This window comes from Streptomyces sp. SirexAA-E (assembly GCF_000177195.2).
In the GTDB taxonomy this organism is placed as follows: domain Bacteria; phylum Actinomycetota; class Actinomycetes; order Streptomycetales; family Streptomycetaceae; genus Streptomyces; species Streptomyces flavovirens.
The window spans coordinates 5,087,619-5,113,860 of sequence record NC_015953.1 but is presented as its reverse complement, the minus strand read 5'-3'; the positions used below and the strand labels follow the sequence as shown (position 1 = coordinate 5,113,860).

At 71.7% G+C, this 26,242-nt stretch carries 19 protein-coding genes; 8 read left to right on the top strand and 11 right to left on the bottom strand.

The window, feature by feature from the left end; translation table 11 throughout:
• Positions 1 to 124: 124 nt before the first annotated feature.
• Both trxA and SACTE_RS22975 read right to left on the bottom strand, forming a co-directional pair.
• Positions 125 to 475: a thioredoxin gene (gene trxA / locus SACTE_RS22980; RefSeq protein ID WP_014048410.1), complete on the bottom strand. Its 351-nt coding sequence runs from the start codon at positions 473 to 475 to the stop codon at positions 125 to 127.
• Complete coding sequence (locus SACTE_RS22975; protein WP_019992333.1) at positions 472 to 891, bottom strand: MerR family transcriptional regulator; 420 nt, start codon at positions 889 to 891, stop codon at positions 472 to 474. The genes trxA and SACTE_RS22975 overlap by 4 nt, the downstream gene beginning before the upstream one ends.
• 173 nt (positions 892 to 1,064) lie before the next feature.
• On the opposite strand from SACTE_RS22975, the gene SACTE_RS22970 reads away from it, so the two are divergent.
• Positions 1,065 to 2,531 carry a glycoside hydrolase family 16 protein gene (locus SACTE_RS22970; RefSeq protein ID WP_037758335.1) on the top strand — a complete coding sequence of 489 codons (1,467 nt, stop codon included), beginning with the start codon at positions 1,065 to 1,067 and terminating at the stop codon, positions 2,529 to 2,531.
• 54 nt (positions 2,532 to 2,585) lie between these two features.
• Here the strand turns inward: SACTE_RS22970 and SACTE_RS22965 are convergent, their stop codons facing one another.
• Positions 2,586 to 3,221 carry a hypothetical protein gene (locus tag SACTE_RS22965; RefSeq protein ID WP_014048407.1) on the bottom strand — a complete coding sequence of 212 codons (636 nt, stop codon included), beginning with the start codon at positions 3,219 to 3,221 and terminating at the stop codon, positions 2,586 to 2,588.
• A gap of 204 nt (positions 3,222 to 3,425) precedes the next feature.
• The gene (locus SACTE_RS22960) at positions 3,426 to 4,796 is read right to left on the bottom strand and encodes a C4-dicarboxylate transporter DctA (protein WP_014048406.1); all 1,371 of its coding nucleotides are present in this window, start codon (positions 4,794 to 4,796) and stop codon (positions 3,426 to 3,428) included.
• A gap of 177 nt (positions 4,797 to 4,973) precedes the next feature.
• On the opposite strand from SACTE_RS22960, the gene SACTE_RS22955 reads away from it, so the two are divergent.
• From SACTE_RS22955 to SACTE_RS22945, 3 genes are all read left to right on the top strand, one after another.
• The gene (locus SACTE_RS22955) at positions 4,974 to 6,626 is read left to right on the top strand and encodes a sensor histidine kinase (RefSeq protein WP_014048405.1); all 1,653 of its coding nucleotides are present in this window, start codon (positions 4,974 to 4,976) and stop codon (positions 6,624 to 6,626) included.
• Positions 6,623 to 7,297, top strand: a complete 675-nt coding sequence (locus SACTE_RS22950; RefSeq protein WP_014048404.1) for a response regulator — start codon at positions 6,623 to 6,625, stop codon at positions 7,295 to 7,297. The genes SACTE_RS22955 and SACTE_RS22950 overlap by 4 nt, the downstream gene beginning before the upstream one ends.
• 165 nt (positions 7,298 to 7,462) lie before the next feature.
• Positions 7,463 to 8,086 carry a helix-turn-helix transcriptional regulator gene (locus SACTE_RS22945; protein WP_019992336.1) on the top strand — a complete coding sequence of 208 codons (624 nt, stop codon included), beginning with the start codon at positions 7,463 to 7,465 and terminating at the stop codon, positions 8,084 to 8,086.
• Between the two features lie 124 nt (positions 8,087 to 8,210).
• Here SACTE_RS22945 and SACTE_RS22940 read toward each other — a convergent pair whose 3' ends face one another.
• Entirely contained in the window at positions 8,211 to 9,236 is a 1,026-nt protein-coding gene (locus SACTE_RS22940; protein WP_014048402.1) for an ATP-dependent 6-phosphofructokinase, read from the bottom strand.
• Between the two features lie 429 nt (positions 9,237 to 9,665).
• Here SACTE_RS22940 and pta point away from each other — a divergent pair, with 429 nt between their 5' ends.
• From pta to pyk, 3 genes are all read left to right on the top strand, one after another.
• The gene (gene pta / locus SACTE_RS22935) at positions 9,666 to 11,738 is read left to right on the top strand and encodes a phosphate acetyltransferase (protein ID WP_014048401.1); all 2,073 of its coding nucleotides are present in this window, start codon (positions 9,666 to 9,668) and stop codon (positions 11,736 to 11,738) included.
• Positions 11,739 to 11,743: 5 nt separating this feature from the next.
• Complete coding sequence (locus SACTE_RS22930; RefSeq protein WP_014048400.1) at positions 11,744 to 12,973, top strand: acetate kinase; 1,230 nt, start codon at positions 11,744 to 11,746, stop codon at positions 12,971 to 12,973.
• Between the two features lie 74 nt (positions 12,974 to 13,047).
• Positions 13,048 to 14,475, top strand: a complete 1,428-nt coding sequence (gene pyk / locus SACTE_RS22925; protein ID WP_014048399.1) for a pyruvate kinase — start codon at positions 13,048 to 13,050, stop codon at positions 14,473 to 14,475.
• Between the two features lie 275 nt (positions 14,476 to 14,750).
• Here the strand turns inward: pyk and SACTE_RS22920 are convergent, their stop codons facing one another.
• The 4 genes from SACTE_RS22920 to SACTE_RS22900 all read right to left on the bottom strand — a co-directional run bounded on the left by SACTE_RS22920 (position 14,751) and on the right by SACTE_RS22900 (position 19,177).
• Complete coding sequence (locus SACTE_RS22920; protein WP_014048398.1) at positions 14,751 to 16,100, bottom strand: hypothetical protein; 1,350 nt, start codon at positions 16,098 to 16,100, stop codon at positions 14,751 to 14,753.
• Positions 16,090 to 16,653, bottom strand: a complete 564-nt coding sequence (locus SACTE_RS22915; RefSeq protein WP_014048397.1) for a DUF6114 domain-containing protein — start codon at positions 16,651 to 16,653, stop codon at positions 16,090 to 16,092. The genes SACTE_RS22920 and SACTE_RS22915 overlap by 11 nt, the downstream gene beginning before the upstream one ends.
• A gap of 301 nt (positions 16,654 to 16,954) precedes the next feature.
• Entirely contained in the window at positions 16,955 to 17,605 is a 651-nt protein-coding gene (locus SACTE_RS22910; protein ID WP_014048396.1) for a DUF6230 family protein, read from the bottom strand.
• Between the two features lie 600 nt (positions 17,606 to 18,205).
• Positions 18,206 to 19,177: a tetratricopeptide repeat protein gene (locus SACTE_RS22900; RefSeq protein ID WP_014048394.1), complete on the bottom strand. Its 972-nt coding sequence runs from the start codon at positions 19,175 to 19,177 to the stop codon at positions 18,206 to 18,208.
• Positions 19,178 to 19,492: 315 nt separating this feature from the next.
• Here SACTE_RS22900 and SACTE_RS22895 point away from each other — a divergent pair, with 315 nt between their 5' ends.
• On the top strand, positions 19,493 to 20,122 hold the full coding sequence (locus tag SACTE_RS22895; RefSeq protein WP_014048393.1) for a TetR/AcrR family transcriptional regulator: 630 nt from the start codon (positions 19,493 to 19,495) through the stop codon (positions 20,120 to 20,122).
• A 74-nt stretch (positions 20,123 to 20,196) separates the two neighbouring features.
• Here the strand turns inward: SACTE_RS22895 and SACTE_RS22890 are convergent, their stop codons facing one another.
• Both SACTE_RS22890 and SACTE_RS22885 read right to left on the bottom strand, forming a co-directional pair.
• A complete protein-coding gene (locus tag SACTE_RS22890) occupies positions 20,197 to 20,862 on the bottom strand; it encodes a hypothetical protein (protein ID WP_014048392.1) in 666 nt (221 codons plus the stop codon).
• A 10-nt stretch (positions 20,863 to 20,872) separates the two neighbouring features.
• Entirely contained in the window at positions 20,873 to 25,900 is a 5,028-nt protein-coding gene (locus SACTE_RS22885) for a LamG-like jellyroll fold domain-containing protein (RefSeq protein ID WP_050986376.1), read from the bottom strand.
• Positions 25,901 to 26,242: the final 342 nt, after the last annotated feature.

Below are 26,242 nucleotides of genomic sequence, written 5' to 3'. Positions count from 1 at the left end.
GGCCGGCCCGGGTCCTGGACGTCCGCCGGTCCGGCCGGCGACAGAGCCGTGGTGCGGGAACCCTGGGGCCAAAGGCGTCCCGCCCACCGAGGCGCCCCAGGTGAGCGCCGACGAGCGGGCACGGTCACGACCGGACCGCGGCCCCCAGCACCTCCTCCAGCTCCTGGAGCAGCCGTCGCTTCGGGCGGGCTCCCACCATCGACCGCACCGGTTCGCCGTCCTGGAAGACCATCAGCGTCGGCATCGACAGCACCGCGTAGCGGCTCGTGATGCCCGGGTTGGTGTCCACGTCCAACTGGACCACCTTGACGCGGTCGGCCTCCTCCGCGGCGATCGCGCCGAGTACCGGGGCGAGCTGACGGCAGGGCCCGCACCAGTCGGCGGTGAATTCCACCAGGACCGGGAGGCCCGCCCCCCGCACCTCCTCGTCGAATGTGGCGTCGGTGACCTCGGCTACGCCTTCCGCGTGGATCATCGGTCCTCGTCCTCCCAGTCGAGTGCACATCGTGGTTCGGGGCCGCCCGGCAGCCCGGCCGTCGCCTCCAGCTCGGCGCGGGCCAGCTGGGCGCCCACCTCCGTACGGACCGACTGGAGCTGGGCGATCAGCGTGTCCAGTTCGCCGAGCTTGCGCCGGTAGACGGCGAGCGAGGCGGGGCAGGTGTCGCCGGCCGGGTGGCCTGCGCGCAGGCAGTCGACGAAGGGCCGGGTCTCCTCCAGGTCGAACCCGAAGTCCTGGAGGGTCCGGATCTGCTGGATCAGCCTCAGGTCGCTGTCGTCGTACGCGCGGTAGCCGTTCTCCGCGCGGCGCGCGTGCAGCAAACCCCGTGATTCGTAGTACCGCAGCGTCCGTGTCGTCGTCCCGGCGCGTTCGGCCAGTTCCCCGATTCGCATACCGCGACCGTAATCCTTGACGCCGACGTCAAGGCAAGGGGCGGAGACCGTGCGTGCGGGAAGTGAGGCCGCCCGGGGCATTGACGGCTGTCCCGCCCGCCTCTACATAACACTGAGAGCGCTCTCAGCGACTTCTCGGCGCCGTCCCCCACCGGAGGTGTTCCTTGAGCACGATCCGCACGAGCCGTACCCGCCCCCGCCGCCACAGACGTACGACCGTCTTGGCCGGCCTGACCGCCGCGGCCATCGCCCTCGCGGGTGCCTTCACCGTCGCCACGACCGGGCCCGCCCGGGGTGACGTCCCGGCCGTACCGGGCTGGAATCTTGCCTGGAGCGATGACTTCGACGGGGCGAACGGCGCCCTGCCGTCCTCCGCGAACTGGCAGATCGACACCGGTCACGGCTATCCCGGCGGCCCCGGCAACTGGGGCACCGGCGAGATCCAGAACTACACCGCGAGCCCCGACAACCTGAGCCTCGACGGCAACGGCAACCTGCGCATCACCCCGCTCCGCGACGGTGCGGGCAACTGGACCTCCGGCCGCGTCGAGACCAGGCGCGCCGACTTCAAGGCTCCGGCCGGTGGCACCCTGCGCATCGAGGGACGCATCCAGATGCCGAACGTCACGGGCAACGCGGCCCTCGGCTACTGGCCCGCGTTCTGGGCGCTCGGCTCCCCGTACCGGGGGAACTACTGGAACTGGCCGGGCATCGGCGAGTTCGACATCATGGAGAACGTCAACGGCATCAACTCCGTCTGGGGCGTGCTGCACTGCGGGGTGAACCCGGGCGGCCCCTGCGACGAGACCACCGGCCTCGGCAACAGCCGCGCCTGCCCGGGCGCCAGCTGCCAGTCCGCCTTCCACACCTACCGCTTCGAGTGGGACCGCTCCGTGACGCCCAACGCCCTGCGCTGGTACGTCGACGACCAGCTCTTCCACAGCGTCACCGAGAGCCGGCTCGGTGCGGCGACCTGGGCGGACATGACGAACCACGCCGGGTACTTCCTGCTGCTGAACCTGGCGGTCGGCGGGGCGTTCCCCAACGCGCTGGGCGGCTCGACCCCGACCGCCGAGACCGTGCCGGGACGGCCCATGCTCGTGGACTACGTGGGCGTCTGGACCCGCGGCGGCAGCGGCACCACCGACCCGCCGACCGACCCGCCGACCGGTTCCTCCACCCTCGTCCTGCGCAGCGGCGGCGCGCTCGGCGCGGCCCAGTCCGCGGCCTCATCGGTGACGGTCGCGTCGGCGGGCGGCGGGAACCACGACGGCACCCCGCACTCCCCGCAGACGTTCACGGCGACGGGCATCACCCGGGCGTACGACGGCGGCTCCACCCAGTTCGACGTGTTCGCCGACTCGGGCACCACGATCGCCAACGGGCAGCAGGTGAGGGTGAGTTACGACCGTACGGGGGACGGGACCTGGGACCGCACGGAGACGTACCAGTACTTCGCCACCGATCCCGTCCCCGGCTACGAGCACTACACGCAGGCCAAGGGACTCAAGGCATCGACCGGCAGCCACGGCAACCTCGTGGGCGGCACGGTGAAGGTCGAGATATGGAACGCCATCGGCGACGGCCCCGGCACGGTCGGCGTGGGCAACCAGTCCTTCGTCCGCATCCCGTTCGGGTAGTACGGCGCACAGGGGTGCGGCCGGTACGGGAGCCCCGTACCGGCCGCACGCGTCCTACGCCCACGGGCCCCCGGACACGGCGGCGGTGCCGGTCAGCTCGAACGGCTCGCCCAGGAACCGGGCTCCGGCCCCGCCACGCGCCACCGCACGCACGGTGACGCGCTCCTCGGGCAGCACGGCCAGGAGAGCGACCTGGGAGACGAGCGGCTTACGGAGACGTGCGGGCGCCGAAACGGCTTGCGCCGAGACGTCCCGGACATCGAGATGACCGACATCCTCACACACCAACAGCGTTCGGAATCGCAGCAGTTGGTAACCCTCGTCCCCGCCGGGGCGCCCGGTGAACAGCAACGTCTCGGACTCACCCCACAGCGCAACCGGCCGGCCGGCCAAGGCGGCCTCGACGTCCCGGGGGCTGGTCGCCTCGACACCCAGGAGACCGCCCGAGAGATGTTCGGCCGCTCCCCAGGCGCCGGTGGCCGTGCGCCCGCAATGGAAGAGTTCCTCCGCGAGCTTCCCGTCCTTGCGCCGGTGCAGGAGCAGCACGAAGCCGAGGTCGCCCCGGACGCAGATGTCGGCGACGACGCCGGTGGAGCCGTCGAGGCGGGCGTACGGCGGCGGGGCACCGGCCCCGGGCGCGTGTGCGGCCGTCAGAACGGCGTGGGCGGTCTCCGCCAGATTCCCGCGCATGCTGCTCCTCGATTCGATCGGGCGTGCGGCGGCTGTGGTGGGCCCGCGGCCTGACACAGAGGCGCGACCTCCGCTGTGCGGAACGGTACGTCGGGTTCGTGAACGAAAGCGGCGAAGTCCCGCTCCGCGAGCCGGATCCGCCCCGGACACACGCGTGCGGCCGGTACGGGAGCCCCGTACCGGCCGCACGCGGCCGTGCCGGTCCTACGCCTTCGCGAGCGTCGGCTTCTCCTCGACGTCGCCGTCCCTGGACTCCGGGACGTGCGGCTCGCCGCCGTGGGTGTCGTCGGTCATCGTCTTCTCGTCGAACGGGAGCGCTCCGGAGAGGACCTGGTCGACGCGGGCCCGGTCGATCTCCTTGGTCCACGTGCCGACCAGCACCGTGGCGACCGCGTTGCCGGCGAAGTTCGTCAGGGCGCGGGCCTCGCTCATGAAGCGGTCGATGCCGACGATCAGGCCGACGCCGTCGACGAGCTCGGGGCGGTGGGACTGGAGTCCGCCCGCCAGGGTGGCGAGTCCGGCGCCGGTGACGCCCGCCGCGCCCTTGGACGCGATCACCATGAAGACCAGCAGCGAGATCTGCTCGCCGATGCTCAGCGGGTCGCCCGTGGCGTTGGCGATGAAGAGCGAGGCCATCGTGAGGTAGATCGCCGTGCCGTCGAGGTTGAAGGAGTAGCCGGTCGGCACGGTGATGCCGACGACGGGCTTGCTGACGCCCATGTGCTCCATCTTCGCGATCAGACGCGGCAGCGCCGACTCCGAGGAGGAGGTGGAGAGGATCAGCAGGAACTCGCGGCCCAGGTACTTCAGCAGATGCCAGATGTTGACCCCGGCCACCAGACGCAGGATCGCGCCGAGGACCAGGAAGACGAAGAGCGCGCAGGTGACGTAGAAGCCGATCATGATGATCGCGAGGGACTTCAGCGCGTCCACCCCGGTCTCGCCGACCACCGCCGCCATCGCGCCGAACGCGCCCACCGGGGCCGCCCACATGATCATGGCGAGGATGCGGAAGACGAGGCGCTGGATGTGGCCGATGCCGCGCAGGACGGGTTCGCCGGCCGAGCCGAGGGCCTGGAGGGCGAAGCCGGCGAGCAGGGCGATGAGGAGGGTCTGGAGGACCTCGCCCTCGGTGAACGCCGAGACCATCGTGGTCGGGATGATGCCGAGCAGGAAGTCGACGGTCGACTCGCTGGCACCCGCGGCCTGCTTCTCCCCGGCGGCCCGCGCCGCCTCGGTGAGGTGGAGGGTGGAGCCCGGCTCCAGCAGGTTGCCGACGACCAGGCCGATCGCCAGGGCGACCGTCGACATCACCAGGAAGTAGCCGAGGGCGAGCCCGCCGACCGCGCCGACCTTGGCGGCCTTGCGTACGGAGCCGACGCCGAGCACGATCGTGCAGAAGATGATCGGGGAGATCATCATCTTGATGAGGTTGACGAAGCCGGTACCGATGGGCTTGAGCTCGACGGCCAGGTCGGGGGCGGCGAGGCCGACGGTGATGCCGAGCACCACGGCGGCGATCACGGCCAGGTAAAGATAGTGCGTACGGTCCCGTCGTGCGGCTTGCTCTGCCACGGGGGCCCTCCTCGGCTCTCTGCGGTTCGCTCCCCCCGTCCCTGGGGGTCCCCCGTCCCTGGGGGTCCCGGCGACTATCCACCTCGGCGTGACGGGCGTCACCCTTGCGTTCATATCGTTCACAGACGCTTTCGAGCCACCTTGGGAGCGGGGTCGCCCGCCAGGCAGACTGGGGACATGCGCCCGCCCCGTGTCCTCCCCCGCAGCCTTGCGGGCCAGCTCTTCGTGATGCAGGCCCTGCTGGTGGCGGCCGTCGTGGCGGGATGCGCCGTCTTCGCGTACGTGTCGGGCAGGGCGCAGGCGGAGGAGACCGCGAAGCGGCAGGTGCGGACCGCCGCGCTCGCCATGGCCGAATCCCCGTCGGTGCGGGAGGCGATCCGTACCCCGGACCCGTCCGCCGTACTCCAGCCGTACGCGGAGCGGGTCCGCGCCGAGACCGGGATCGCGTTCGTCACGATCATGAACCCGCAGGGGGTCCGCTGGACGCACCCGAACGCCGCCGAGATCGGCAGGCCCTTCATCGGCCACACCGACCGGGCGCTGCTCGGGGAGACGTTCGACGAGACGTACACCGGGACCCTGGGGCCCTCGATACGGGTGGTCACGCCGGTCCGTGACGGGGGCAGAGTGGTCGGCCTGGTCAGCGCGGGCATCACCGTGGAGCGGGTGTCCACGCAGGTGCGGGAGCAGCTCGGCGCACTGGGCATGGCGGCGGGGGCGGCGCTCACACTGGGCGCGCTCGGTACGTACGTGATCAACGCGAGGCTGCGGCGGCACACCCACGGGATGAACGCCCGGGAGCTGAGCCGGATGCACGACTACCACGAGGCCACCCTGCACGCGGTGCGGGAGGGGCTGCTGATGCTGGACGGGCGGCGCAGGATCGCGCTGGTCAACGACGCGGCCCGGGAGCTGCTGGGGCTGGCGCCGGGCGCGGTGGGGCGCCGGGTGGACGAGCTGGAGCTGCCGGCCGCGCTGACGGGGGCGCTGCTGGCGTCCGAGCCGCGGGTGGACGAGGTCCATCTCACGGCGGACCGGGTGATCGTGGTGAACACCAGTCCGGTGGTCGGCGGGGAGCAGCGCGGCACGGTGGTGACCCTGCGGGACCACACGGAGCTGCAGGCGCTCTCGGGTGAGCTGGACTCGGAACGGGGCTTCTCGCAGGCGCTGCGCTCGCAGGCCCACGAGGCGGCGAACCGGCTGCACACGGTGGTCTCGCTGATCGAGCTGGACCGGGTGGACGAGGCCGTGGAGTTCGCGACGGCGGAGCTGGAGCTGGCGCAGGTCCTCACCGACCGGGTCGTCGGCGCGGTGGGTGAGCCGGTGCTGGCGGCGCTGCTGCTCGGCAAGGCCGCCCAGGCGAACGAGCGCGGGGTGGAGCTGGTGCTGGCCGAGGACAGCCTGATCGACGACGGGGCGCTGCCCGACTCGTTGGCGCCGCGTGATCTGGTGACGATCCTGGGCAATCTCATCGACAACGCGGTGGACGCGGCCTCGGAGGCGATGACGGGCGGTGCCGGAGCGGTCGTGCCCGGGCAGCGGACGGCGGCCCGGGCCCTGGTCACGGTGACGGCGCGCACGGTCGGCGGCGAGCTGCTGCTGCGGGTCGCGGACACCGGGGCCGGGATCGCCCCGGACGACGCGGACGAGGTGTTCCGGCGCGGCTGGACGACGCACGGCACGGGGCGGGGGCTCGGGCTGGCGCTCGTGCGGCAGGCGGCGTACCGCAACGGGGGGACGGTCACGCTCGACCGGTCCGAGGACGGCGGCGCGCGGTTCACGGTGCGGCTGCCGCTGACGGGCCGCCCGGCCCATGAGGTGACCGCGTGATCCGGGTGCTGGTCGTGGAGGACGACCCGGTGGCCGCCGCCGCCCACGAGATGTACGTGGGCCGGGTCCCCGGCTTCGAGGTGACGGCCGTCGCCCACTCGCGTGCGGAGGCCGTGCGGGCGCTGGACCGCGCTCCGGTGGACCTGCTGCTGCTCGACCTGTACCTGCCCGACGGGCACGGGCTGCACCTGCTGCGCTCGCTGCGGGCGGCCGGTCACGGCGCGGACGTCATCGCGGTGACCTCGGCGCGCGACCTGGCGGTGGTGCGGGAGGGGGTGTCGCTGGGGGTCGTGCAGTACGTGCTGAAGCCGTTCACCTATCCCACGCTGCGGGACCGGCTCGTGCGCTACGCCGAGTTCCGGGCGGCGGCCGGTGAGGCCAGCGGCCAGGAGGAGGTGGACCGGGCGCTGGGCGCGCTTCGGGTCGCGGAACCGGCCGCACTGCCGAAGGGCCTGAGCGGGCCGACGCTGGAGGCGGTCACCCGGGTCCTGCGGGCATCCCCGGACGGGGTGACGGCGGCGGCGGCCGGTGAGGAACTGGGCATGTCCCGGATCACCGCGCGCCGGTATCTGGAGCATCTGGTGACCGTCGGCTGCGCGGTGCGGCGCCCGAGCTACGGCCAGGTGGGCCGGCCCGAGCTGCATTACCGGTGGGTGGCCGAAAGTCGCTGATACCGCTGGACGGCCCGTGGTCCCCGCACTCGGAGGATCGTACGAAGGGTGAATGGTGACGCACAGCCTGTAGCCAGGCGGTTGTGTTCATCCTACGGTGGGGCCGTGCCTCAGAATCCGCCCTTCAACGCCCCCGCCGCGCGCCGCTTGCGCGAGGCGCTGGGAATGGCTCCCGGACATGTTGCCTACGGGCTCGGCGCCCAGTACGGGCTGCGCGTCACCGCCGAGACCGTACTGGCCTGGGAGCGTGGTGTGGCCCAGCCGGACGAGCGCGAACTGAAGGCATTGGCCGGGGTGTTGTGGTGCGCTCCGGGCGAACTCATATCAGCCGCCAGCACGTTGCGCGAACACCGGCTCGCCAAGGGCGTGGGCCCGGAGGACCTGGCGCGGACGCTGGGGATGTCGCCCGCCGCGTATCTGCGGATCGAGGAGTCGGGCCGGTGGCGCGGCAACGAGCGGCAGGCAGCCGCCCTCTGCGCGGCGCTGGAGATGTCGGCCGCGCAGTTCCTCACGGCGACCGGCCGCAACGACGAGCTGGCGGAGCTGCTGAACCGGGCGGTGACGACGCGCTGGCAGGCGTACGTCAAGCCGGTGGCCAAGCTGGTGCCGCTGGACCGGGTGCTGGTCGAGGACGTGCTCGCCCAGCTGCACGCCGACTACCAGTCGCTGATGGTGTCGACGCTGAGCTGGAGCAACACGGGCCGGGGCGGCGCGGGGACCGCCGAGGGGACGGGGCAGGACTTCCTGGACCGTGTGGTCGAGCAGTTCTGGCGGACGGCGGGGCTCTGACTCCGGCCCGGGCGGCTGCCGGCCGCGGACGCCCTGGGCGACGCGCGGCGGCCCCGGCCACCCGGGAAGGGCGGTCGGGGCCGCAGGCACGGCGAGACGCCGTCAGGGCTGGGGAACGGACAGGTCAGAAGACCGACTCCGCCTCGTACATCCGGTCGCTCGGCACGGTCTTCAGGCGGGTCACGGCGTCCGCCAGCGGGGCCATCACGATCTCCGTGCCGCGCAGGGCCGTCATCCGCCCGAAGTCGCCCCGGTGCACGGCCTCCACCGCGTTCCACCCGAAGCGGGTGGCGAGCACACGGTCGTACGCGGTGGGGGTGCCGCCGCGCTGGACGTGGCCGAGGATGACCGGCCGGGCCTCCTTGCCGAGGCGCATCTCCAGCTCCGCCGCGAGGCGGTTGCCGATGCCCTGGAAGCGCTCGTGGCCGTACTGGTCGATCTCGCCCTTGGCGTACGACATGGAGCCCTCGGCCGGATGCGCGCCCTCGGCGACGCAGATCACCGCGAACTTCTTGCCCCGCGCGAAGCGTTCCTCGACCATCTTGACCAGGTCGTCGACCTGGAAGGGCCGCTCCGGCAGGCAGATGCCGTGCGCACCGCCGGCCATGCCGGACTCCAGCGCGATCCAGCCCGCGTGGCGGCCCATGACCTCGACGACCATGACGCGCTGGTGGGACTCGGCGGTGGTCTTCAGACGGTCTATGGCATCGGTCGCGACGCCCACGGCGGTGTCGAACCCGAAGGTCCGGTCGGTGGCGGAGATGTCGTTGTCGATGGTCTTCGGGACGCCGACGACGGGCATTCCGGCGTCCGACAGCATCCGGGCCGCCGTCAGCGTGCCCTCGCCGCCGATCGGGATGAGGGCGTCGATGCCGTAACGGAGCGAGAGTTCCGCGCAGTTCTCCGCGGCCTCGCGGAGCCGGTCGCGCTCCAGCCGGGCGGAGCCGAGGATGGTGCCGCCGCGGGCCAGGATGCCGCTGACGGCGTTGAGGTCGAGGGGGCGGAAGTGGCCGTCGAGCAGGCCCTTGAAACCGTCCTCGAATCCGATGACTTCATCGCCGTGTCCCACCACGGCACGGTGGACGACCGAACGGATCACGGCGTTCAGGCCGGGGCAGTCCCCGCCTGCGGTGAGAATTCCGATGCGCATCGTGCTCTGTCTCCTGCTCGCTAGTGCCGTGCCTCCGGGCTGTCCCGTCCGTCCCTGGCGGGCGCGCGACGACAGTTGCCTCCCCACGCTCCCGGTCGCGCCCCGGGTGAGGGCCCGCTCCGGTCGCGTCGTCGGAAACACCCGGACGCATCCAGTATGCGGGCGCCCAGGGGCCCTCCGACACACCGCGTCCGGCACCGCGCCCCGGTCCGCCGGGGCTGTGGGGCAGCCCCCGGCGAACGGCACACGAAGCCCCCGTACCGTGAGTCACCACGATTGTCCCACGCCGTGCCGGGCACCGGTCCTGCCGAGGGGTCCCCGCACCCCGCCGACGGCGTCGGGAACCGGTCCGTCCCGGCGGGCGGCATACCTGCCTCCGTAGGTATCGTCAAGGAGGCAGGACCAGCCGAACACGACGGGAGGACACGCGTGGCGCGCAGCGTGTATGTGACCGGGATCGACCGGGGAGACGGCCGTCAGGTCGTCGATCTGGGAGTCATGGAGCTACTGACGCGCCAGGTGGACCGGGTGGGTGTCTTCCGTCCACTGGTCCACGACGGCCCGGACCGGCTGTTCGAGCTGCTGCGGGCCCGTTACCGGCTCTCCCAGAGCCCGGAGACGGTGTACGGCCTGGACTACCACGAGGCCTCCGCGATCCAGGCGGAGCAGGGTACGGACGAACTGGTCTCCCGGCTCGTCGAGCGCTTCCACCGGGTGGCCCGCGAGTACGAGGTGGTGCTGGTCCTCGGTACGGACTTCGCGGCGACCCAGCTCCCGGACGAGCTGGCGCTCAACGCCCGGTTCGCCAACGAGTTCGGCGCCTCGGTGATCACGGTCGTCGGCGGCCAGGGCCAGGACGCCGGCTCCGTGCGCTCCGAGGCCCGCAACGCCTTTCGCGCGTACGCCTCGCTGGGCTGTGACGTCCTGTCGGTGATCGTGAACCGGGTGGCGGCCGAGGACCGGGCGGAGATCGCCGGGCGGCTGGCGGAACAGCTGCCGGTGCCCTGCTCGGTCCTTCCGGACGAGCCCGCCCTGGCGGCGCCCACGGTCTCCCAGATCACCACGGCCCTGGGCGGAACGGTCCTGCTCGGCGACGACTCGGGGCTGGCCCGCGACGCGCTGGACTTCGTCTTCGGCGGCGCGATGCTGCCGAACCTGCTCAAGGCCCTGACCCCGGGCTGCATGGTCGTCACCCCCGGCGACCGGGCGGACCTGGTCATCGGCTCCCTCGCCGCGCACAGCGCCGGCACCCCGCCCATCGCGGGCGTCCTGCTGACCCTGGACGAGCGCCCCGGCGAGGAGATACTCCGGCTCGCCGCCCGCCTCGCACCGGGCACCCCGGTGATCGCGGTGGCCGGCGGGTCCTTCCCCACGGCGGGCGAACTCTTCGCCCTCGAAGGCAAGTTGAACGCCGCCACCCCCCGCAAGGCGGAGACCGCGCTCGGTGTCTTCGAGCGCCACGTGGACACCGCCGCCCTGCTGGAGCGGATCTCCGTGGCCCGCAGCGGCCGGGTCACCCCGATGATGTTCGAGCACGAGCTGCTGGAGCAGGCCCGCTCCGACCGGCGCCGGGTCGTCCTGCCCGAGGGCACCGAGGAACGCGTCCTGCGCGCCGCCGACGTCCTGCTGCGCCGTGACGTCTGCGACCTGACCCTCCTGGGCGACGTGGACGTCATCCGCAAGAAGGCCGCCGATCTCGGCATCGACCTCGCCGACACCCGGCTGATCGACCCGCAGACCTCCGAGCTGCGCCAGGGCTTCGCCGAGCGGTACGCCCAGCTGCGCGCGCACCGCGGGGTGACGGTGGAGCTGGCGTACGACGTCGTCTCGGACGTCAACTACTTCGGCACGCTGATGGTCCAGGAGGGGCTGGCCGACGGCATGGTCTCCGGCTCGGTGCACTCCACGGCGGCGACCATCCGGCCGGCGTTCGAGATCATCAAGACGAAGCCCGGGGCCTCGATCGTCTCCTCCGTGTTCTTCATGTGCCTGGCGGACAAGGTCCTGGTCTACGGCGACTGCGCGGTCAACCCGGATCCGGACGCGGAGCAGCTGGCGGACATCGCCGTGCAGTCGGCGGTCACGGCGCAGCGTTTCGGCGTGGACCCGCGGATCGCGATGCTGTCGTACTCGACGGGCACCTCCGGCACCGGCGCCGACGTCGACAAGGTGCGGGAGGCCACGGAACGGGTACGCGCCTCGCGACCGGACCTGAGGATCGAGGGCCCGATCCAGTACGACGCCGCGGTCGAACCGTCCGTCGCCGCCACGAAGCTGCCGGCGTCCGAGGTGGCGGGCCGGGCGACCGTCCTGGTCTTCCCCGACCTGAACACCGGCAACAACACCTACAAGGCCGTCCAGCGCTCGGCGGGCGCCGTCGCGGTCGGCCCGGTCCTCCAGGGGCTGCGCAAGCCGGTCAACGACCTGTCCCGGGGCGCCCTGGTGCAGGACATCGTCAACACCGTGGCCATCACCGCGATCCAGGCGCAGGGCGAGGAGTGAACGAGTTGTCCACCAACCGCGACACCACCACCGAGGAGACGGCGAGCCGGGTGCTCGTCCTCAATTCCGGGTCCTCCTCGGTGAAGTACCAGCTCCTGGACATGCGCGACCGGTCCCGGCTGGCGACCGGACTGGTCGAGCGGATCGGCGAGTCGTCCTCGCGGCTGGTCCACACCCCGCAGGACGGCGAGCCCCGTGAGCGCACCGGCCGGATCGCCGACCACGACCAGGCGCTGAAGGCCGCGGCCGAGGAGCTGGCGGCCGACGGCCTCGGGCTGGACTCCCCCGAGCTGGTGGCGATCGGGCACCGGGTGGTGCACGGCGGACTGAAGTTCAGCGAACCCACCGTGATCACCGACGAGGTGCTGAAGGAGATCGAGCGGCTCGTCCCGGTGGCCCCGCTGCACAACCCGGCGAACATCACCGGGATCCGTACGGCCCAGGCCCTGCGCCCCGACCTGCCGCAGGTCGCGGTCTTCGACACGGCCTTCCACCGGTCGATGCCGGAGTACGCCGCGCGGTACGCGATCGACGTGGAGACCGCGGACGCCCACCGCATCCGCCGCTACGGCTTCCACGGCACCTCGCACGCGTACGTCTCGCGGCGGGCGGCCGAGCTGCTGGGCCGCCCCGTCGAGGAGCTCAACCTGATCGTGCTGCACCTGGGCAACGGCGCCTCGGCCTCCGCGGTGGCCGGCGGGAAGTGCGTGGACACCTCCATGGGGCTGACCCCGCTGGAGGGCCTGGTGATGGGGACGCGCTCAGGCGACATCGACCCGGCCGTCACCTTCCACCTCAAGCGGGTGGCGGGGATGTCCGCGGACGAGATCGACGCCCTGCTGAACCAGAGGAGCGGACTGGTCGGGCTGTGCGGGGACAACGACATGCGCGAGATCCGCCGCCGGGTCGACGAGGGCGACGAGCGGGCCGCGCTCGCGTTCGCCGTCTACATCCACCGGCTGAAGAAGTACATCGGCGCCTACGCTGCGGTCCTCGGCCGGGTGGACGCGGTCGTGTTCACGGCGGGGGTCGGTGAGAACTCGGCTCCGGTACGAGAGGCTGCCGTCGCGGGGCTGGAGGGATTCGGCCTGGCCGTGGACCCGGAGCGCAACGCCGTGCGGTCCGGTGAACCACGGCTGATCTCGCCCGGGGGCGCACGGGTCGCGGTGGCCGTGGTGCCGACGGACGAGGAGCTGGAGATCGCCCGTCAGACCTTCGCACTGGCCCACAACTGAGCGGGTGGGCGCCCCTTTGTATCTTCCACCAGACGGAATATTCCGCAGCGAAACAAACCGATAGGATCCGCCTCATGCGCCGTTCCAAAATCGTCTGCACCCTCGGTCCCGCCGTCGACTCCCATGAGCAGCTCGTCGCTCTGATCGAGGCCGGCATGAGCGTGGCCCGTTTCAACTTCAGCCACGGAACACACGAGGAGCACCAGGGCCGTTACGACCGCGTCCGCAAGGCCGCCGCCGAGACCGGCCGCGCGGTCGGCGTGCTCGCCGACCTCCAGGGGCCGAAGATCCGCCTCGGGAAGTTCGCCGAGGGCCCCGTCGAGCTGGTCCGGGGTGACGAGTTCGTCATCACCGCCGAGGACGTCCCGGGTGACAAGTCGATCTGCGGCACGACCTACAAGGGCCTGCCCGGTGACGTCACCAAGGGCGACCCGATCCTGATCAACGACGGCAACGTCGAGCTGAAGGTCGTCTCCGTCGAGGGCCCCCGGGTCACCAGCATCGTCATCGAGGGCGGTGTCATCTCCGACCACAAGGGCATCAACCTGCCCGGCGCGGCGGTCAACGTCCCGGCCCTGTCCGAGAAGGACGTCGAGGACCTGCGGTTCGCGCTGCGGATGGGCTGCGACCTGGTCGCGCTGTCCTTCGTGCGGGACGCGGAGGACGTCAAGGACGTCCACAAGGTGATGGACGAGGAGGGCCGCCGGGTCCCCGTCATCGCCAAGGTCGAGAAGCCGCAGGCCGTGGAGCACATGGAGGGCGTCGTCGCCGCCTTCGACGGTGTCATGGTGGCCCGTGGCGACCTCGCCGTCGAGTACCCGCTCGAGAAGGTCCCGATGGTGCAGAAGCGCCTCATCGAGCTGTGCCGCCGCAACGCGAAGCCGGTGATCGTGGCGACCCAGATGATGGAGTCGATGATCACCAACTCCCGGCCGACGCGCGCCGAGGCGTCCGACGTGGCCAACGCGATCCTGGACGGCGCGGACGCGGTCATGCTGTCGGCGGAGTCCTCCGTGGGCGCGTACCCGATCGAGACGGTCAAGACGATGGCGAAGATCGTCGTCGCCGCCGAGGAGGAGCTGCTGTCCAAGGGCCTCCAGCCGCTCGTGCCGGGCAAGAAGCCCCGCACCCAGGGCGGTTCGGTGGCCCGCGCGGCCGCCGAGATCGCGGACTTCCTGAACGGCAAGGCACTGGTCGCCTTCACCAAGTCCGGCGACACGGCCCGCCGGCTGTCCCGCTACCGCGCGGCGCAGCCGATCCTGGCCTTCACCACGGAGGAGTCCACCCGCAACCAGCTGGCCCTCAGCTGGGGTGTGGAGTCCTACGTCGTACCGCACGTGGACAACACGGACGCGATGGTCGACCTGGTGGACGCGGAGCTGCTCAAGCTGAACCGCTACAACGACGGCGACACGATGGTCATCACGGCCGGTTCGCCCCCCGGCGTCCCCGGCACCACCAACATGGTCCGGGTGCACCACCTGAGCGGCGAGCGCGGCTGACCCGCCCTCACCCCGCACGACACGACCGCGGGCCGCCCCCTCTCGACGAGGAGGGGCGGCCCGCGGTGCTGTGCGGCTCCCGAACCGGGACGTGGGGTCCAGGGCTTGTTGCGAAAGTAGCGCCGTCCGCCCGGAGGGCGGGGCCGGCGGCGTCTGGTGCGTGCGATCGCAAGGCGGAGGGTCGCCCCGATACTGGACGTATCGGGGCGATCCCGACAACGCAGCGAGCGTGCGTGCCAGACGCCGCCGGACAGGCGGGACTTTCGAAACAAGCCCTAGCTGTTGCCGCCGGTGAAGTAGTTCTGCAGGCCGGGGATCTTCAGCGTGCCGCCGAACTGGCCGGCCTGGGTCACCTTGACCTTGGTGAAGAACGCGAACGGCACGTTGAGCGGCGGCGGGGTCTCGGGGCTGAAGGTGATGGGGATGAGGCCGAAGAGGTTGCCCTTCAGCTCCTCCGTGTACATCGTCACCTCGCCGTCCCGGATGGTGGACGTCGATCCGCTGCGCGCCTTGACGTGGCCGGTGGCACCGGCCGGGCCCGTCGTCAGCTGGTGCAGGTCCTTGATGTCGATGGAGCTCGCGGTGAACTTCAGCGCCTTCTTGACGCCGCCGTCCGCCGTGCGCACCTCGACGATGCCCTTGTAGTCCAGCCCGTTGAGCGTCAGCAGCGACGACTCCAGGATCCACGGGTCGGTCGGGAGCAGCGGGACACCCTGCTCCAGGTCGGCCGCGGCGAGGGCCTCGGGGTCGGGTGTCGGGCACGGGAAGCGCGGCTTGGCGCCGTCCGGGATGTCCTCGTCCTCGACCGGGTCGAGGCCCTTGACGTCCTCGCCCAGCTCCTCGACGTCCTGGCCCGCCTTGCCCGCGGCCTCGCGGATGGCGTCGGCGGTCTTGTCGGCCGCCTCCTTCGCGGCGTCCGCGGTGTCCTTCGCCGGGTCTTTCGCCGGGTCCTTCGTCTTCTCGGCCGGGTCCGGGGTCTTGTCCCCGGTCTCGTCCGCCGGCTCGGTGGTGGCGCTCGGGTCCGGGCTCGCCGTCTCCTTGTCGGGGATGCCGAGGAGGTCCCTGAGCGCGTCGCCGACTCCCAGCGGGTCGAGGGGGTTCTTCGACTTGGTGGGCGAGGGCGTCGCGCCGGGCGTCGCCTCGGCCTTCTCCTCGGCGCTCTCGGCTTTCTCCTCGGCGTTCTCGGCCTTCCGCTCGGCCGCTCCGCTCCCGGCGGAGGTGCTCGGGCCGGCGGAGGGCCCCGGGGCCTCGGTCGCGCCCGGGTCCGGCTTGCCGTCCTGCCCGTCCTGCCCGTCCTGCCCGTCCTTGCCGGTGTCGCCGGTGGACGTGGCGCTCGGGCTCGGTGTCGCGTCCGGCTCCGGTGACTCGCTCGGTTCGTCGGAGCGGGTCACACACGGGCCGGGGGCGAAGGGGATCTCGGGGTTGTCGTCGGCCAGCGCGAGCCTGGGGGTGAGGCCCATGCCGACGAAGACCGCGGTGGGCATCGCCGCGAGTGCGAACGCCTTCTTGCCCGCGGGCAGGTGCAGCTTCGTCAGCAGCGACTTCCTGGGCGCCGCGTGGCGGGGCCCGGTTCTCGCCCGGGTCCCGTCCCCGGTCGCGTTCGGCTGTGTCTCGTCACCCCGCACGATGCCTCCCGCCGTCGGCTTGGACCTGCTTGTCGAAATCCACCGCCTGCTGCGGGAAGGTCTGCGTCGGTCCGTCGTCCGGCACCTCCTGCGCGGCCACGGGTGCGCCGACCGTCACGGGGACCTGCTCCTCGTCGTCGGCCTCCTCGGCCACCGGCTCGCCCGGGGCCCAGGAGACGGAGAGCGCTCCGCCGAGCAGGGCGAGGAGGAAGCCGATCACGAAACCGCCGATGTTGGCGACGGGGATGGAGATCAGCGCCAGCAGGATCGCGGCGACCCCGGCGAACACCCGGACGATGCTGTGGAACCACATCGTCAGGCCCAGGGTGACCAGCAGGACCCCGATGATCAGTGAACCCGCTCCGGCCGTCGTGGACATCGCCAGCGTGACGTTGCCGAGATGCAGGTTGGCGTACGGGAAATAGGCGATGGGAAGGCCACCCGCCATGGTGAACAGACCCGCCCAGAACGGCCGGTCACCCCGCCAGGTGCGGAATCCCCTCCGCATGACGGTGAGGTAGTGCTCGTTCTGCCCTGTGGACTCGGGGCTCATGGAAAACAGCTCCCTGGAACCGGTACTGCGGTGAGAAGAGAAGGGGTGGGTGGCCGGAAGCCCGCGGTGCGCGCTCCGGCCACCCGGACGGTGCCTAGGGCTTGTCTCGAAAGTAGCGCCGTCCGCCCGGAGGGCGGGTCCGGCGGCGTCCGGTGCGTGCGATCGCACGACGGAGGGTCGCCCCGGTACTGGATGTATCAGGGCGGTCCCGACAACGCGGATGGGGGTCCCCCCGGCCCTCAAGGCCTTGGGGGAGTGCGTGCCGGGTGTCGCCGGGCAGGCGGGACTTTCGAAACACGCCCTAGTAGCACTCCTGGTCGAGGTCCCTGGAGAGCCGCAGCTTCAGGCCGCTGAGGTTGAAGGTGCCGGCGGTCGTGGCCCACGCCTTCTGCTCGACGTTCTTCAGCAGTGCCTTCTCGGCGCGCTGCGAGAAGCCGTAGGGGTTGGCCTGGGTCTTCGGCTGGATGCCGGGCTTGCCTTCCGACTTCGGCAGGGAACCCGCGGCCACGCCGATGTCGATGTTCTTGAACTCGGCGTCGGCGTCGAGCTCCGACACGTCGAGGTAGAGGCTCTTGGCGAAGACGCGGTCGTGCCCCTTGCCGCCCGCCTCCAGCCGCAGGACCACGTTACCGATGCCGAAGGGCACCTTGGGCGTGACGACCGACTGGCACATGTTGGTGATGTAGGCCTTGCTGAAGCCCGACACCGCCACCGGCTCGTTCAGATCTTTGCCTTCGAGCGTCTTGCCCGAGGCCACGTTGCCGTACTGGACGAAGTCCCAGCCCTCGAGCTCGGTGGCCTTGACCTTGAACTCCTGCCCGGACACGCTGAACGACGCCGCCAGGGCGCCCTGCGCCAGGCCGATGCCCACCGCGGCGGTCGCCGCGACGCTCGGCACCATGACCAGGGCGAAACGCTTCCATCTCGTTCCACCGCGAACTTGGGAACTCATTCATTTCCTCCTTCTCGGACGTACATCTCCGGTGCGGGCGTGGTGCCCGTCCTGGGATGGGAGAAGTGCTACGTCCTCGGGAAGGAGAGCGCCCGGACCGGAGGCGCGTACCGCTTCCGAATCACCGGCGATCACCCCCGAGCGACAACCACTGGCCACGCGTCTTGCGCGGCCGGCCGGACAGGCCCCGCCGAGGGGCAGGGAACCCCCCTGTCCGCGATCGGCACCACTGCCGCCGACCACCCGGTGGGGACCCAACAGGCCGTCGGCGCCGACCGGCTGTCGGGCTGACGGGTATTGGACCGAGCGTGGCCGATCGTGGTGCATTCACGGCCGTGACACAAGGGGGGTCGTTACTCACTAGTAACGGGGTGATAACCAGGGCGCGACGGGGCGATACCGGGCGGACACACAGGGTGGTACCAAAGGGACGCCCGAACGGTGCGATTGCCCCACTTAACCGGACAGACCACGGAAGGCGATTTACTGCGAGTAACAGCTCGTTCGAGTGTCAAGATTTGGTAAAGCGAGGGCGTCCATTGTCGTCCGCCCGCGAAAACGGCCGCGGCACCCGGGGGGTACCGCGGCCGTGTTGTCACATCAGAACAAGACGCGCGCCAGTGCCGTCCGCGCGGCGGCGACCCGGGGGTCCTCGGGGCCGATCACCTCGAAGAGCTCCAGCAGGCGCACCCGCACCGCGTCACGGTCGTCACCGAACGTGCGGCGGACCGTCTCGACGAGGCGCCCGAAGGCGTCCTCGACATGTCCGCCCACGAGGTCCAGGTCGGCGGCGTCCATCTGCGCGGCCGGATCGGCCGGCTTCTCCGCCGCAGCGGCGCGGACCTTCTGCGGGTCGATGTCCGCGACCCGGCGCAGCAGTTCGGCCTGGGCGAGGCCCAACTTGGCCTCGGTGTTCAGCGGGTCCTCGGACAGGACGTTGCGGTACGCCTGGACCGCGCCGTCGAAGTCGCTGGCGTCCAGCGCCTGGGCGGCGGCCTCCAGCAGCGCGTCGTACGGGCCGGCGGGCACCTCGGCGGGGGCGCCGTCGCCCTCACCGGCGTCCGCGTCGACCACGACCCCGGTGAGGCCGAAACGCTCCTCACCGACCTGGATCAGCTGGTCCAGCGTCTGGCGGATCTGGCTTTCCGGGGCTGCGCCCTGGAAGAGCGGCAGGGCCTGCCCGGCGACGACGGCGAAGACCGCCGGGATGCCCTGGATCCCGAACTGCTGCATCAGCATCTGGTTGGCGTCGACGTCGACCTTGGCCAGCACGAAGCGGCCGTTGTACTCGACGGCGAGGCGCTCCAGGAGCGGGCCGAGCTGCTTGCACGGTTCGCACCACTCGGCCCAGAAGTCGATGACGACCGGGACCTCGGTGGAACGCTGGAGGACGTCGCTCTCGAAGCCCGCCTCATCGACGTCGATCACCAGGGAGGCCGGGGACACCCCGCCACCGCCCCCGGTGCGGGCGGACTCGGCGCGCGCCTGCTCCGCCTTCGCCTTGGCCTCGCCGGCCGCCTTCACAGCGGCGAGGTCGACGACGCCGCTCATGGACATGTTCCTAGGCTGCATGCGTACATCCTCCCCCCTGGCACCACGGTTGCGAAAAACGATCCGCGAACCGTGTCCGTCCACTGCCGCACCGGTGTGCGCGACGGGCGGACGAACACGGTCGAGGGGCCCTGAAAACCCCGTGCTGCACCGGGTCCCCACCCGGTACCTGTGGCTGTCGTTCAGTCGTGGCGTGAGCCGGCGGTGCACCACCGTCCTTACGCTACGACCCGTAGCGTATCTGTCCGGACCCCCTCGGGGGCAACCCCTTCCGGTGATCTGTCTCACGCTTCCCGGGGCCGGTCAGCGGTACTTACCGGCCGGTATGGTCGCCGCATGCCGAGCCACAGCCTCACCGAACCCGCCCGGTCCGGACGCCCGCGCAGTGCCGCGGCGGACGCCGCGATCCTGGAGGCGACCCGCGCCTCGCTGGTCGACCTCGGCTGGTCGAAGCTGACGATGGGCGACGTGGCGAGCCGGGCGGGGGTGGCCAAGACGACCCTCTACCGCCGCTGGGCGGGCAAGAACGAGCTGGTCGTGGACGCGGTCGCGGTCCTCTTCGACGAACTGGAACTGCCGGACCTGGGCAGCCTGACGGCCGACGTGCAGGCCGTGGTGCTCCAGTTCGCGGCGCTGCTGGAACGCCCGGAGACCAGGACGGCGCTCATGGCGGTGGTCGCGGAGTCGACGCGCGACGAGGCACTGCGGGGCCGGATACGGAATTCGATCGTGGCGCGGCAGAAGCGCCTCGTCCTGCAGGGCCGCGAGCGCGCCCAGCGACGCGGCGAGCTGCCCGTCGAGCCGGACGCGGAGGTGGCGGCCCGGACGGCCGACCTGATCTTCGACGTGATCGCCGGCGCGGTGGTGCACCGGGCCCTGGTGAGCGCCGAACCCGTCGACGCGGACTGGGCCCGGCGCTTCACGCTGCTGCTGCTGAAGGGGCTGGGGTCGGCGGCGTCCCCGTAGCACCCACGGCACGCGGACGGCACGAGGGCGGTGCCGGTGGTTCCGGTACCGCCCTCATCCGCACACCGCCTACGTCAGTCGAGTTCCGGCCAGACGTTGAGGCAGCCGTCGTCCACCACGAACCGGTTGTGGCCGAGCCTCTCGCCCAGCGCCAGGAGCCGCTGGTGCGTGGTACCGCTGATCCGTACGAAGTACGCCTGCAACGCGCGCAGGAACAACCGGAACCCGAGGTCGGCGCCGACCTCGGCGACGGCCCGTTCCAGGGCCGGTACCAGCCCTGGAAGCGGATCCGCGTGGAGCGACGTCATCCCCGCCTCGGCCAGTGCCGGTCCGACGGCACGGATCTCGTCGAGGACCGCCGGCCTCAGCTCCGGGTGGCCCGGTCGTGCGGGGGCCGCCGGGACGAACGAGGGTTCGTCCCGGCGGATCCGCACGACGCACACCTCGGCGATCCCGCGCAGCCACGAGCGGCCGTCCATGGCGTGGGCGGTCGGATCGAAATAACCGCGTGTCGCACCGAGCCACAAGGTGACGATCACCTCGTCGGACAGGGACGAGGAGACCAGCCGCTGCGCGTCCTCCAGCAACTGCCAGGCGTAGGCGCCTTCGAACTGGTCCGCGACCGCCGCGACGACTTCCGTCGCGGCGGCGACGTCCTCGACCGGCGCCGGGTCCTGGAACTTCTGCGTCAGACCGCTGAGCCCGAAGTCCTCGTCGAAACCGTCGTGTGCTTTCTCCATGACCGACGTCCTATTCCGGGTAGGAGGTGTACACCACGTACTTCTTCGGGTGGTCCTTCACGTACTTCAGCTGGATCACCACGGTACTGCCGGTGGCCGTGCCCGCTCGCGGGCCGTCCTTGGTGAACACCTTGCCGAGTGACCCCTCGCCCCGGAGCTCCCACCGGATCGGCTTGAGGTCGACCGTCGGGTTGAAGGCGATTCCCTTTCCTCTCTTCTGGGCCTGCTTGGACACCCACTTGGACAGGACGGCGGCGTTGCCGGGTGCCTGGGCCCACTGCGCGAATGCCTCGGAGACGGCGCGGGCGGCCGTCGCCTGGTCCTTCCAGTTCGTCGCCTTGCCCTTGGTCTGCGCGCGGTCCCAGGCCGCCCCGTCGCTGATGACGTGGTCGGTCAGGGTGTGGGCGCCGCTGACGCCCTCGTCCGCGATGATGTTCGTGCAGTTGTGGACCAGGACGTCCTGCGCGCGCCCGCCCTCGGTCCGCACGAAGAACGTGTGCAGACCGCCGACCGTCAGGTCGTACACCGTTCGCGGGTCGAGGCCGGAACGGTCCCGGACGGCCGCGACCGTCTGCTCCGTGCCCTGCGGATCGCGCAGACGGTCGCCCGCCGCCAAGTCCGAGGTGAGGGTCCAGCCCCGGCCGGTGACGAAGAACTTGTGCCCGGCGGTGCTGCTCAGCGTCGCACCGTCCGCCATGGTGAGGTCCACCAGGCGCTCGGTGTCGTGCTGGAAGGTGTCGGTCACCGGCCGGGGGACCAGCGCCCCGCTCACCGGGTCGCCCGCCAGCAGCCGCTCGCCCACCCGCACCGACTCCAGCGGCCGGTGCGAGCCGTCGGCCATGAGCACCTGGGTGCCGGCCGGGAAGCTGTTGGCCTTGCAGGCGGTGAGCGCGTCCTCGACGACGTTGACCTCGCGCTCGATGGCCGCGAGGACCTGCGGGTCCAGATCCAGCTTCTTCAGGACCCGGTACGCGTCGCCGACGCCCACCCCGGTCTTCATCGCCGCGTCGAGGGCGCGTACGGCGTCCACCGCGTCGGCGATCTTCTTGCCCGGGACGAAGTTGCTGGCCGCCCAGAGACAACCGCTCACGCTGCCCTTCGCGCACTGCACGAAGTCGTCGACGAGCATGTGCCACAGGGTCTGGAGCACCATCTTGTCGAAGATCATCGTGATCTCCAGACGGCTGAAGTACTTGTCGATGTACGCCGTCTGGTTCTCGTGCTTCTCGCTGCCGAGCCACACGATGGAGTCCACCGGGCAGGTCGCGGCGCTGACGTCGGCGTCGGCGTCCTCCTCCGCGCACAGGTAGAAGTCGATCGTGATGTTGAAGCGCAGCTTGTACTTGACCGTGCAGCCCTCGAAGCCGATGTCCAGCACACAGTCGTTCTGCGGTGCCGGATCCCCGAGCTGCTCGACATTCTGCTTGGTGAACATCTGGCCGATGCCTGTGGCACCGCCCTTGGTCACGGTCTCCCGTTCCGCGGCGTTCTCCGTGCGGACGGCGGCTTCCTGTGCTTCCCGCGCGAGGTCCTGGGCGCGGGCGGCGGACGCCTCGGCGGCCGTGGCGTCGCGTTCGGCCTGGTCGGCCACCCCGCGCGCGGTGGCGGCGTCCGCCTCGGCGGCCGAGGCCGCGCTACGGGCCGAGGACGCGTCCAGCTCCGCGGCGTCGGCGGAGTTGCGGGCGTCGGTCGCGTAGCCGGTGGCCGTGGACGCCGCGGCGGCTGCCGCCGCCGCGTCGCTGGTGGCCTGCCGGTTGTACTCGATGGTGTTGGCCTCGGCCTTGAGCGTCGCCTTGACGGCGGCCGCCGCCTCGGCCGCGGAGGCCCGCGCCTTGGTGACGGACGCGGCGGCCCGCACGGCGGAGTCCGCGGCCTGGGACGCGGCGGTGGCCGCGGCCTTGTCGTCGGCCGAGGCCTTGGCGGCGAGCGCCTTGGCCGTGGCGGCGGCCTTGGCCGCCTCGTCCGCCCTGGCCTTGGCGACCGCGGCCTGCTGCTCGGCCAGCGACTTCGCCGTCTGGCCCACCAGGACGGCGAGGCCGGCCGAGGAGTCGGTCTCGCGGAACGGGGTGCCCAGCGAGATGGCGTTGTTGGCCGACGCGACGGCCGCGACGGCCGCGTCACGGGCGGCGTCGGCCGCCTGGGACGCCGCGTAGGCGTATCCGGCGGTGCGTACGGCCTCGGCGGCGGTGGCGACCGCCTCGATGTGGGCCATGTCCGCGTTCGCCTTGGCCTCGGCGGCCTTGGCCTTCGCGGTGTCGGCGAGTGCCTTGGCCGCGCGGACGTTCTGTGCCGCCGCCTCGGAGGAGGCGATCGCGTCGGCCGCGGCCGAGTGCGCCTTCGTCACGGCCGCGTTGGTGATCGCCACATCGCGCTGGGCGGCGTCGGAGGCGGCCCTGGCGCGCGATGCGGCCGCTTCCGCCTTGGTCGCGGCCTCGCGGGCGTTGGCCGCGGCCGTGGTGGCGTCGTTGGCGGCGGCGCGGGCGTTGGACGCGGCTGTGGTGGCGTCGTTCGCCGCCGAGCGGGCCTGGGTCGCCGCGGCACGGGACGCGGCCGCCGCGGCGGTGCCCTCGTCCGCGTCGGCCTTGGCCTCCAGCGCCCACCACTTGGCCTCGGCGACGTCCCGGTCGCTCTCGGCCCGCAGCGCTCCGTCACGGGCCTCCTTGGCCCGCTTCTCGGCGGCCAGGGCCTCGTTCTTCTTCGTCGCGGCGGTGGTTCCGGCCGCCTGTGCGGCGCTCAGTGCCCGGCCCGCGGCATCCCGCTGGGCCCGCGCCTCCTGGTCGGCGGCTGCCGCCTTGGCACGCTCGGCGGCGGCGATGTCCTTCTGCGCCTTGGCGTTGTCCCGTTCCTTCTCGGCTGTGGCCCGCTTCGCCTTCGCGTCGGCGGCGGCCGTCTTGGCCGTCTGCTCCGCGGCCTCGGCCTTGGCCTGCGCGGCCTTGGCCTTCTTGGCGTTCTCCGCGGCCTTGGTGGCCTGCTGCTCGGCGCCGGTTGCGGCGGCCTTCGCCTGCGCGGCCGCCTCCTCCGCCGCCGCGCGCTTGAAGGCGGTCTGGGCGGCGTGGGACTGCGTGGCGCCGAGCGAGTAGAGCGCCTTGCTGTCGGCCGCGGTGGCCGAGACGGCGCTCAGCGTCGCCTCGATCGCCTTGGCCGAGGACTGCGCGGCGGAGGCCGAGGCCTTGGTCACCTGCGCGGACTGCCGCGCGTAGGTGAGACCGCGGCCGTACGGGGTGCCGTTCGCCAGCGCGATGGCCCCGGCGTCGGTCTGCGCCGTCGCGGCCTTGCCGGCCTGGGTCTCGGCCGAGGTGGCGGCGTTCTTCGCGATCGTCAGCTGGGCGGAGATCGCCTTCTTGGCGTTGCTGATCGCGGTGGTCGCGTTGGTGAAGACAGCGGCCTTGGGATAGCTCGGGTCCGTCTTGGGCTTGCCCTGCCAGTACTTCTGGAAGACCAGCATCCGGCTGACGATGTAGGCCTGGCCCTGGGCCTCGATCATGGCGTCCGAGGCCTTGCGCAGGTCCTTGTACGACTGGATCTCGGCGGCCACGAGGTCACCGCGCTGCTTGGCCTGGCTCGCCTGCTCGGCCTGCCATTCGGCGTCCGCGATCTCCACCACGTCGCCGAACTTCTTGAACGGGTCGTAGGGGTCGTCGGTCGCGCAGCCGGCCCACTGGGTCTTGAGCTCCTCGGCCTCCATGCGGAATTCGAGGGAGTCGGCGTCCGGGCTGACCGAGGGGAGCCCGCCCAGCCGGATGAACCGGGCGATCTCGTAGGCCGACAGCTGCTTCAGGTCCTCCGCGGAGGTGAAGCCGTAGACGCCGCCGTAGGGCTCGTTCTTCGACTCCTCCTTCCGCTGCTCCAGAATGGCGAGCGCGTTGTCGAGCGCGGCCTTGGAGGGCTTGGTGGGCGGCAGTCCGTCGAAGTTCTTGGTCCCGTCGTCACCCAGGAACTGCAGCATCGTCTGCGCGTAGTCGGGGGCTTCCAGGAACGTCATGTAGTCGTCGTTGTGGACGGCGAACGGCTTCGTGATGCCCGCCCACCCGGTCCGGCGCGTCTCGTGGGCCGCGTCGGCCACCCGCAGGTCGTCCTGGTCCTCGCGACGCGCGATGCCGAGCGTGCCGAAGCCCCACGTGTAGACGGCCAGCCGGGCGTTGACCGCGGGGCCCGTCAGGCCCTGCGCGGCGGCGGCCTTGACCTTGGGGCCGCCGGCGTGCAGCCAGTTGCCGGTGGTGCAGTAGTCCGCGCGCGCGATGCGCTGGGGTATCGCCGCGCCGGACGCCTGGAGGTCGTCCAGGGCGCGGCTCCACACCCGCACGTCGTCCATCCGGCCCGGGAAGTACCCGGTCGGCTGCCCCGCCGCCAGCCCGCGGCCCACCTCGATGTCACCGGTGGCCCGCCAGCCCTTGGCGTGGGCCGCGGTGGCCACCCGGGCACCGTTCACGTACAGCCGGATCTGGCCGGCCGCCGCGTCGAAGACGCCGGTGAGGTGGGTCCAGTCGTTGGTGGTCGCCACCGGGGCCGTTCCGGTGACGGTGTCCCAGGCCGTCGCGGCGGTGTCCTCCTTCGGCATGGAGAAGGCGGGCTTGCCGTCCGCGTTGATCTTCAGCGCGAAGCCGGAGACCTGGGTCCCCGGCTGCGAGATGACGGTGTAGGGCTTGCCGGGCTTCTCCGAGCGCAGCCACGTCGATACGGTGAAGGACTGGTCCGTGGGCAGGGGCACCGGGATGGTGAGGTAGTCGTCCACCCCGTCCAGGCGCAGTGTGCGCCCGCCGGACCCGCCTCCCCAGATGTCCTCGTTGTCGGTCCTGGGGCCGGCGTAGATGCCGTTGTGGTGGGTGGCCTCCGGTCCGCCTTCCAGGTCCTGCCCGGTCGGGGTGTACTCCGGTTCGCTCCACTCGAAGTCGTAGTGGGCGACCTCACCCTTGAGCGGGTAGACGGGCGACTCGTCCTCCTGCGCGGCCGCGGCTCTCTGCGGGGAGGGGGCCTGCGGCACCGCGTGGGCGAGTGTCGACATCGTCGACAGCGCGGTGACGAAGGCCGTCGCCGCCATCAGTCTGGCCGCACCCCGCCGGGTGCGGCCTGGTCCTACCGGGATTTTGAACTGCACGATCCACCGTTCCCTGGTCATCGGATGACGCCCCAGGGCAAGGCGGGGACGGCGCACGGCGCAGTCGTGAACTCTCCGGGCGACGCCCCTCGAACACCCCCCAGAGCTCGTCATGATCATTACATCCATGACGGGCTCCTCACAACGGCTTCACAGGAAGTACGTTGTGCGACCTCGGTGTGACCGGCCGTCCTCCGCCGTCCCGTGCGGCCGGGGACGAGGGGCCGTCACCCCCGGAGGACCGGACACACGCGAGGGGCCGGCCGGGAGTCCGGCCGGCCCCTC

Bases quoted from the DNA above. Each gene is read 5' to 3' on its own strand.
- SACTE_RS22910 (WP_014048396.1), bottom strand. From the start codon at position 17,605: ATGAGTTCCCAAGTTCGCGGTGGAACGAGATGGAAGCGTTTCGCCCTG.
- SACTE_RS22890 (WP_014048392.1), bottom strand. From the start codon at position 20,862: ATGGAGAAAGCACACGACGGTTTCGACGAGGACTTCGGGCTCAGCGGT.
- SACTE_RS22965 (WP_014048407.1), bottom strand. From the start codon at position 3,221: ATGCGCGGGAATCTGGCGGAGACCGCCCACGCCGTTCTGACGGCCGCA.
- SACTE_RS22945 (WP_019992336.1), top strand. From the start codon at position 7,463: ATGGCTCCCGGACATGTTGCCTACGGGCTCGGCGCCCAGTACGGGCTG.
- SACTE_RS22895 (WP_014048393.1), top strand. From the start codon at position 19,493: ATGCCGAGCCACAGCCTCACCGAACCCGCCCGGTCCGGACGCCCGCGC.
- trxA (WP_014048410.1), bottom strand. From the start codon at position 475: ATGATCCACGCGGAAGGCGTAGCCGAGGTCACCGACGCCACATTCGAC.
- pyk (WP_014048399.1), top strand. From the start codon at position 13,048: ATGCGCCGTTCCAAAATCGTCTGCACCCTCGGTCCCGCCGTCGACTCC.
- SACTE_RS22940 (WP_014048402.1), bottom strand. From the start codon at position 9,236: ATGCGCATCGGAATTCTCACCGCAGGCGGGGACTGCCCCGGCCTGAAC.
- SACTE_RS22975 (WP_019992333.1), bottom strand. From the start codon at position 891: ATGCGAATCGGGGAACTGGCCGAACGCGCCGGGACGACGACACGGACG.
- SACTE_RS22915 (WP_014048397.1), bottom strand. From the start codon at position 16,653: ATGAGCCCCGAGTCCACAGGGCAGAACGAGCACTACCTCACCGTCATG.
- SACTE_RS22900 (WP_014048394.1), bottom strand. From the start codon at position 19,177: ATGCAGCCTAGGAACATGTCCATGAGCGGCGTCGTCGACCTCGCCGCT.
- SACTE_RS22885 (WP_050986376.1), bottom strand. From the start codon at position 25,900: ATGGCGGCGACGGCCTTCGTCACCGCGCTGTCGACGATGTCGACACTC.
- SACTE_RS22955 (WP_014048405.1), top strand. From the start codon at position 4,974: ATGCGCCCGCCCCGTGTCCTCCCCCGCAGCCTTGCGGGCCAGCTCTTC.